Here is a 7,821-nt window from a genome sequence, read left to right on the forward strand (position 1 = left end):
TACGAGGAAGCACTCCGCCACGCCGACTCGCAGAACGAGGTGCGGCTGATGATCAAGCTCGGCGACGAGGGCAGCCGAGGCAAGATGGAGGAGGCCGCGGAGAGCATGACCCTCAAGGACGAGTAACCGTCGCCGCGGCTATTGCCCGTCCCCCGGCGGCAGGCGGGCGAGCTCGACGCCGGCCAGCACACCGCGCAGGCCGTCCACCTCCGTGGCGAGCGCTCCCGCCGGCAGACAGGCGGCCAGCGGGACGGCACGCGCCTCCTCCGGCGTGAGCCCGGCGAGGTAGTGCTGCAGCATCTCCATCACTTCTCCTTCGAAGCAGCCCGGCTCGCCGGCGCGGCTCGCGACCCGGGCCGGTATGCCGGCATCCTCCAGCGGCGCGATCCCGGCGATCGCCTCCGGCGGCAGGCCGGCGGTCAGGAAACGTGACGGGCACAGCCGGGCGGGCGGCGACTGCCAGCAGCCGATGAGCACGAGCCGCGGTGCGGGCCCGCACCGCTCGGCCAGGGCCAGCGCCGGCCCCGCGCCGATCCCCTCCGCGACGATCACCGGTGGGTCGGGGTACGAGGTCGCGAGGGCGTCTCCCTCGGGCGGATCCGCGGTGACCCGCGTGCCAGCGGCCGGCGGCGTTGCAAAGGCCCCCGGGGGCAGGAGCCCGCCGGTCCAGCCCTCCTCTGCACTGGCATGGCTGAGCGGGAGTACGCTCGGGCGGCCCGCATGGATGATGCGGCAGTACCGCCCGGGGGCGGCCTCGTCCGCCGGGATGCCGGTCAGGCGCAGCCACCACCAGCCCCCGGCCACGCGGTCGCAGCCGACGACTCGGCAGACGGTGCTCATGCCGTCGCGGCGTCGTCGCGGTGGACGAGCCGGCCGTCGACCAGCGTGTAGCGCACGCGTCCGGTCATCTCCCAGCCGAGGAACGGCGAGTTGCGCCCGCGGCTGCGGAGGGTCTCGCGCCGGCACCACCACACGGCGTCCGGATCGAACACGCAGATGTCCGCGGGGGCGCCCGGGGCCAGGGTGCCGGTATCCAGGCCCAGCACCGAGGCCGGGCCGCTGGTGGCCCGTGCGATCGCCTCGGGGAGCGGCAGGACCTCGGTCTCGACCAGCCTCAGAAGCAGGGGCAGGAAGGTATCCACGCCGCTTGCGCCGGGGCTGGTGGTGGCGAAGGGCCCGTCCTTGGCGTCGCCCCCGAGGGGGTGATGACCGGAGCAGATCACGCCGATGTCCCCCGTGGCCACCGCGCGGCGCAGTGCCTCGCGGTCGGCGAGGGTGCGCAGCGGCGGGCGCAGGTTGAAGCGCGCGTCGTAGCCGGTGAGGTCCTGCTCGGTGAAGAACAGCTGCGCGAGGGTGACGTCGGCGCTCACCCGCGCGCCGTCCGCGCGGGCCTGGCGCAGTAGTGTAAGCGCCTCGGCGGTGGAGAGGTGGCTGAAGTGCACGTCCGCCTCGCCCTCCGCGGCGAGGGCGAGGCAGCGGGCGATTCCGGCGGTCTCCGCCGCGGTGGGGATGCCCGGCAGCCCCAGCCGGGTGGCGACGGCCCCCTCGTGGGCGCAGCCCGCCGTGCCCAGGTAGGGGTCCAGCGGCGTGATCATCGCCGGCAGGCCGAAGGTCGCCGCGTACGCCAGGGCCCGGCGCAGCACCAGGGTGTCGGCCACCGGGTGACCGCCGTCGCCCACCGCCGGACAGCCGGCGGCGCGCAGGGTCGCCATCTCGGCGAGCTGCTCGCCGGCCAGGCCGCGGGTGAGCGCGCCCACCGGCAGCACGCGGGCGCCGCCGGCCTCGGCGGCACGGCGGTGGATGAGCTCCGCGACCGGCGGCGCGTCGATCAGCGGGTCGGTGTCCGGGGGGCAGACCAGGGTGGTGATGCCGCCGGCCGCCGCCGCATGGGCCTCGCCGGCGATGGTGTCCGGGTGCTCCGGGCCCGGTCGCCCGAGTCGGGCGCCGAGATCGATGAGCCCGGGGCAGACGATATGGCCGGCGGCCTCGAAGATCTCGTCTGCGGCGAACGTGTCGGGGACATCGCCGCAGTGGGCGACGTGGCCGTCGCTCACTGCGAGGTCGCCGGTGCGGTCCATGCCGCTGCGGGGGTCGATGATGCGTCCGCCGCGAATGAGTATGCGCATCACGCCTCCTCCCGCTGACTCTCGGTGCGGGCGCCGATGACCATGGACATCACCGCCATGCGCACGGCGATGCCGTTGGTGACCTGCTCCAGGATCACCGAGCGCGGGCCGTCGGCCACGTCGCTGTCGATCTCCACGCCGCGGTTGATCGGTCCGGGATGCATGACGATGGCGTCCGGCTTGGCCGCGGCCAGGCGGGCCTCGGTCAGCCCGTAGTGCTCGAAGTATTCCTCCTCGCTGGGCAGCAGCGCACCCTGCATGCGCTCGCGCTGCAGGCGCAGCATGATGACCACGTCCACGTCGCGCAGGCCCTCGTCCAGGTCGTGGTGGACGTGCACGCCGAGCTCGCCGATGTCGCGGGGCAGCAGCGTGCGCGGGGCGATCACGCGGACCTCGCCGGTACCCAGGCCGTTGAGGGCGTGGATCTGCGAGCGCGCCACACGGGAGTGGAGGATGTCGCCAACGATGGCCACACGCAGCGGTTCGAATGCGCCCTTGTGGCGGCGGATGGTGAAGGCATCGAGCATCGCCTGGGTGGGGTGGGCGTGGCGCCCGTCGCCGGCGTTGAGAACGGCCACGCCCTCGCCGAGATGGTCGGCGATGTAGTCGGCGGTGCCGCTCTCGCTGTGACGCACCACGAACATGTCGGCCTGCATCGCCTCCAGGTTGTGGAGCATGTCCAGCAGGCTCTCGCCCTTGGTCGTGGTGGTGGCCACGTTGACGTTGAGCACGTCCGCGGACAGCCGCTTGGCGGCGAGCTCGAAGGTCGTGCGGGTGCGGGTGCTCGACTCGAAGAACAGGTTGATCACCGTGCGCCCGCGCAGCAGCGGGACCTTCTTAACGGACTTGCCGATCACCCCGGTGAACGACTCCGCGGTGTCGAGGATATCCTCCAGCAGCGCCCGCGGCACCCCCTCGGTGGTGAGGAAGTGGCGCAGCCGCCCCTCGTCGTCGATCTGTGCGCTCATTCGTCGTGCCGCTCGATGCTCAGGGTCAGGGGTTCGGGGCCGGACAGGCGTACGGCCTGGCCGGCGGGAAGGGTGATCCGGGTGCCGGCGACGTCCGCGCAGACCGGCAGCTCGCGGCTGCAGCGGTCGACCATCACCGCCAGGCGCACGGCGGCGGGGCGGCCGTAGTCGAACAGCTCGTTGAGCGCCGCGCGCACGGTGCGCCCGGTGTAGAGGACGTCGTCGACCAGCACGATGATGCGGTCGTCCACCTCGAAGGGCAGCTCCGAGGGGCGGACCCGCGGATGCATGCCGATACGCGAGAAGTCGTCGCGGTAGAAACCGATGTCCAGCCGCCCCAGTGGGGCATCCATCCCCAGGGCGTGGTGGAGGCGTTCGGCGAGCCACACGCCGCCGGTGTGGATGCCCACCATCGCCAGCCGGGCCGGATCGATGCCGGCGATGCATTCACCGATGCCGGACTGCATCCGGGTCAGCAGCTCGCTGGCCGGGGGTAGCTGGGTCATGCGGTTCCTCCCTCGGCGAACCAGTGTTCCAGGATCACCGCCGCGGCGGTCGAGTCGATGCGGTGTTTATCCCGGCGCCCGCGTGCGGGGCGTCCGATAGCGTGCAGGCGCTGCCGGGCGGCCTGTGAGGTCATCGCCTCGCCGGTCCGGTGGACCGGCAGGGCGAAGCGCCCGGCCAGGCGGCGGGCGAAGCGGTCGGAGGCGCGGGCCACCGGTGACTCGGTGCCGTCGGCGTGCTGCGGGGGTATGCCCACCACGAGCGCCAGCGGACGCCAGTGCTCGATCAGTGCGGCGACCTCGTCCCAGTCCGGGGCGCCCTGTTGGGCCTGTAGCGTGGTGACACCCCGGGCGCCGCCCGTGATCGGCTCGCCCACGGCGACACCGATGCGCGCCAGGCCGAAATCGAAGCCCAGGTAGTGCCCCTCGCGGGCCCGCTCAGGCATGGCCGGTCTGGGACGAGAGCCGGCTCAGGTCGACCCCGAGCAGCGCCGCCGCGGCGCGCCAGCGCTCCTCCACGGGCTGCTGGAAGAGGATCCCCGTGGTCGCCGGTCCGTTGAGCCAGGCGTTCTCCGCCAGCTCCTCCTCGAGCTGGCCCTCGCTCCAGCCGGCGTAGCCGAGCGCGAGCAGCCAGTCCGCCGGTCCGTCGCCGCGGGCGATGGCCTCGAGGATGTCGCGGGAGGTGGTGATGGCGAGCTCGTCGGTGATCGCGCGGCTGGCCTCCCAGTTCCCCACCGGGCGGTGGAGAACGAAGCCCCGTTCGCGCTGCACGGGGCCGCCGGCGAATACGGGCCGGTCCGCGATGCCGGCGTCGCCGACCTCGATGTCCAGGTGCTCGAGGAGGTCGCCGACGCGGATCCCCGAGGGGCGATTGATCACGATGCCCAGCGCGCCTTCCCCCGTGTGCTCGCACAGATAGGTGACACTCTGCGCGAAATTGGGGTCCGCGAGGCTCGGCATGGCGATCAGCAGGTGGTTGGTGAGATCGCTTCCTTTGCCCATGGCTGCACAGTATCCGCCATGGCTCTCGCCCCCCACAAGCCCCGGGCCCGGCGTCAGTGGGTGCTGAAGTTCTGTCCCCGGCTGAACTCCCAGGTGCGCGTGATCACCAGCAGGTCGTTGCCCTTGAGCACGCGCTCCGGTACCGGCGCGAAAGGGGCAGCGAGGTCCACGATGCGCTGTGCCGCCTGATCCAGGACCGGGTAGCGGGAGGGCTCGAGGACGTCCACGCTCACCACGCTGCCGTCGGGGCGCAGGGTGACCTCCAGGATCAGGCGGCCGCCGAGCCCGCGCCGCCGTGCCTCCTCCGGATAGTTCATGTTGCCGATGCGTTCGATCTTGTCGATCCAGCTCCGCATGTAGGCCGCGGCGGCGTGCTCCCGGGTGCTTGCGCTGATCCGTCGTTTGTCCGGGAAGTCGGATTCCCCCGGCGAGCGTGAGTGGGAGAACGACTCGTTGGCGGCCACCTCCTGGCTGCTGCGCAGGATGTCGGTGGCGGAGAGCTCGCGTTTCGGGGGCTTCTCCGGCTGTGGTTCGGGCTCGGGCGGCGCCGCCTTCTCCTCGGCCTTGCCGGCGACCTCGGGCTTCTCCGGCGGCTCGGGGCCCGGCTCCGGGGCCGGCGCCGGTTGTGGCGAAGGCTGCGGTTCCGGCGCGGGCTCGGCGGGCGGTGGCGATGCCGGCGGCTTCGGGGCCGGTGGCTGCGGCGTCACCGGCTCGCGGCGGCCGGCGGCCGTCTGCTCACCGCCGCCGCTGCGGTCCGCGTTGGCGATGAATTCGGGTTTCTCGGGGGGCGGTTCGGGCTCCGGTTGCTCGCGGACCAGGGCGATGTCGAGCATCGGCTGTGCGGACCGGGGGTGAGGCGGCTGCCAGGTGAATCCCACGGCCAGGAGCACGAACAGGTGTGCCCCTGCCGAGAAAAGGACCGCGAGGGTCAGTCGTCGCGTGCGCGTATCAGTCGCCGCCATGGCCGCTCCCGTGCGTTGCCGTGCCGCCGTCCTCCGCGGGCATCCGCTGCAGCACCGCGCGTGCGATTATACCGTTCACCAGTCCGAACACGACCGCCGCGGTCATCAGCCACGGCAGGAGATAGGGCAACGCCGGATGGGGCACCAGCAGCCCCCAGGCGAGCAGGAACTGGCCACCGGTGTGGGCGCAGGCCGCCAGCGTGCTGTAGCCGATCGCCCGGGTGCCCGGGAGCAGCCGCCCGACCCCCAGGCCGAGCACGGCGGCGGTGGCCCCGGCGGCGCTGAGCAGGAAACCCGGCGAGAGGAAGGTGCCGAGGACCAGCCCGGCGGCGAACACCCGCAGCACCGCCACCCAGGCGGCGGCGCGCCAGCCGTAGCGGCACACCGCGAAGACCGTGATCACGTTGGCCAGTCCCGGCTTGATCCCCGGCACCGGCGAGGGCAGCTGGGCCTCGAGGGCGTGGATCGCCGTCGCCAGGGCCGCCAGCCAGGCGATGCGCACGTCGGCGCGGGTGGCCGTGACCGTGGTCCCGCCGTTCACTGGTTGACCGCGTCCAGTCCCGGGCCGTCGCCCTCGACGGTCACCGTGACCCGGTTGGGCAGGCACACCGCCGTCTCCCCCGGGCGCGTGAGCCAGCCCGCGTGGACGCACAGCTTGCGGCGACCCGGTGAGTCGAGCACGCGGATCCGTCCGTCGCGCACGGCGATCCGGGTCTCGCCGAGGGCGCCGTGGACGGTGAGCTCGCTCTCGCCCTCCAGCGCCACGCGCCGGTGGTGGGCACCGCCCACCCAGATCTCGGCATGGGTGGCGTTGGCCGTCGATGGCGTGAGGCCGGCATGCAGTGCGGCCACCAGGATCACGGCGAGGCAGACGATCACGCCATCGGTCACGCTCATGGCGTCACCCGCTCGACCACGTCGGGTGCCGGGTCTCCCTGCAGCTCGATGCGCTTGGCCATGGCGTCGGTGAGGTGCACGCCGCCCCTGCCGTCGATCAGCATCGCGGCGGCGATACCGAGCCGCCGCGCGGTGGTGACCCAGTCGCCCGGGCCGGCCACGAACAGGGCCGTCGCCGCGGCGTCGGCCAGCCCGGGGTCGTCGGCGATGACGGTAACCGAGCGGACGCCGCGGGCGGGTCGGCCGGTGGCGGGGTCGATGATGTGGTGGTAGCGCTGGCCGTCGTACTCGAAGAAGCGCTCGTAGTCCCCGGAGGTGAAGATGGACTCGCCGGCGCGCAGCGTCACACGGGCGATAAGGCCCTCGCCGCGAGGGGAGCGGATGCCGATCCGCCAGGGCCGGTCGCCGGGCGTGCCGGCCGTGGCGATGTCGCCGCCGGCGCTGACCAGAACCGCATCGGCGCCGGCGTCGCGGAACAGGGTGCGCAGGCGCCCGGCAGCCACCCCTTTGGCAAAGCCGCCGAGATCGATGCGCACTGCCGTGTGGCCCGCCTCCAGCCGGCCGTCTCCGGGGCTCAGTGCGGACAGCGACGGATGCTTGTGAACCAGGTCCGTGACGTCGCCCGCCGGGGGTGGCCGGGAGGGCAGGTCCGTGGCCTCGTCGAAGCCCCAGAGCCGGACCAGGGCGCCGAGTCCGGCGTTGAAGTGTCCGCCGCTGCGGTGTTCCAGCCGCGCCGCGCGGCTCAGCAGGGGGCGCAGGTCCCTGGGCACGGTGGCGGCCTCGCCGGCGGCGAGCCGCCGGTTGAGCCTGGCGATGCCATCACCGCGCCGGGGGTGCCAGCGCCCGTGCCAGGTCTCCAGGTGCCGCCGCGCGTCGGTGACGGCATTGTCGAAGCCCGGACCGTCCAGCCCGTAGGCGGTGATGGTCACCCGCGTGCCGAAGGCATAGAGCCGGGCCTTGCGTGGTGGCGATCCCGTTCCGCTGCAGGCCGCCAGGAGCACGGCGGCCAGCAGCGCGGTCGCGGCCTGCCGCCGTATTGCCATCACCGCGGAAGCCGCGCCTCGATCCAGTCGAAGAGCTCGCCCGCGATGTTCATGCCGTAGAAGCGGTCGAGCTCGCGTACGCAGGTCGGGCTGGTGAGGTTGATCTCGGTGAGGTGCTCGCCGATGACGTCCAGGCCGGCGAACCAGATGCCCCGGGCCTTGAGTGCGGGCGCGACCTCGTCGACGATCCAGCGGTCGCGCTCGGTGAGCTCCACGCCCTCGCCGCGGCCGCCGGCGGCCAGATTGCCGCGGGTCTCGCCCGCCGCCGGGACCCGCGCCAGGGCGTAGGGGACCGGCTCGCCGTCGATGACCAGGATGCG

10 protein-coding genes and 1 pseudogene are annotated in these 7,821 nt (G+C 73.2%); all 11 read right to left on the bottom strand.

Annotated features, from left to right (window positions below; translation table 11 throughout):
* Nucleotides 1-138: 138 nt before the first annotated feature.
* Nucleotides 139-840 (bottom strand): hypothetical protein, encoded by a 702-nt coding sequence (locus G7A99_RS14495; RefSeq protein WP_163141362.1) that lies wholly within the window; start codon nt 838-840, stop codon nt 139-141.
* On the bottom strand, nt 837-2,126 hold the full coding sequence (locus tag G7A99_RS14500) for a dihydroorotase (RefSeq protein ID WP_018718728.1): 1,290 nt from the start codon (nt 2,124-2,126) through the stop codon (nt 837-839). The genes G7A99_RS14495 and G7A99_RS14500 overlap by 4 nt, the downstream gene beginning before the upstream one ends.
* A complete protein-coding gene (locus G7A99_RS14505; protein ID WP_018718729.1) occupies nt 2,126-3,094 on the bottom strand; it encodes an aspartate carbamoyltransferase catalytic subunit in 969 nt (322 codons plus the stop codon). The genes G7A99_RS14500 and G7A99_RS14505 overlap by 1 nt, the downstream gene beginning before the upstream one ends.
* The gene (gene pyrR / locus G7A99_RS14510) at nt 3,091-3,600 is read right to left on the bottom strand and encodes a bifunctional pyr operon transcriptional regulator/uracil phosphoribosyltransferase PyrR (RefSeq protein WP_018718730.1); all 510 of its coding nucleotides are present in this window, start codon (nt 3,598-3,600) and stop codon (nt 3,091-3,093) included. The genes G7A99_RS14505 and pyrR overlap by 4 nt, the downstream gene beginning before the upstream one ends.
* Nucleotides 3,597-4,043, bottom strand: coding sequence for a Holliday junction resolvase RuvX (gene ruvX / locus G7A99_RS14515; protein ID WP_163141365.1), 447 nt, complete (start codon nt 4,041-4,043; stop codon nt 3,597-3,599). Before ruvX ends, pyrR begins: the two co-directional genes overlap by 4 nt.
* A complete protein-coding gene (locus G7A99_RS14520; protein WP_163141368.1) occupies nt 4,036-4,599 on the bottom strand; it encodes a YqgE/AlgH family protein in 564 nt (187 codons plus the stop codon). The genes ruvX and G7A99_RS14520 overlap by 8 nt, the downstream gene beginning before the upstream one ends.
* 53 nt (nt 4,600-4,652) lie before the next feature.
* The gene (locus G7A99_RS14525; protein WP_163141372.1) at nt 4,653-5,561 is read right to left on the bottom strand and encodes an energy transducer TonB; all 909 of its coding nucleotides are present in this window, start codon (nt 5,559-5,561) and stop codon (nt 4,653-4,655) included.
* A complete protein-coding gene (locus G7A99_RS14530; protein WP_163141375.1) occupies nt 5,548-6,102 on the bottom strand; it encodes a Gx transporter family protein in 555 nt (184 codons plus the stop codon). Before G7A99_RS14530 ends, G7A99_RS14525 begins: the two co-directional genes overlap by 14 nt.
* Nucleotides 6,099-6,458: a NusG domain II-containing protein gene (locus tag G7A99_RS14535; protein ID WP_163141378.1), complete on the bottom strand. Its 360-nt coding sequence runs from the start codon at nt 6,456-6,458 to the stop codon at nt 6,099-6,101. The genes G7A99_RS14530 and G7A99_RS14535 overlap by 4 nt, the downstream gene beginning before the upstream one ends.
* A complete protein-coding gene (locus G7A99_RS14540; RefSeq protein ID WP_163141381.1) occupies nt 6,455-7,501 on the bottom strand; it encodes an FAD:protein FMN transferase in 1,047 nt (348 codons plus the stop codon). Before G7A99_RS14540 ends, G7A99_RS14535 begins: the two co-directional genes overlap by 4 nt.
* Nucleotides 7,501-7,821: pseudogene (locus G7A99_RS14545) on the bottom strand (glutathione synthase); the annotation flags it as partial. The pseudogene G7A99_RS14545 and the gene G7A99_RS14540, both read right to left, overlap by 1 nt.

Source organism: Arhodomonas sp. KWT (assembly GCF_010993615.1).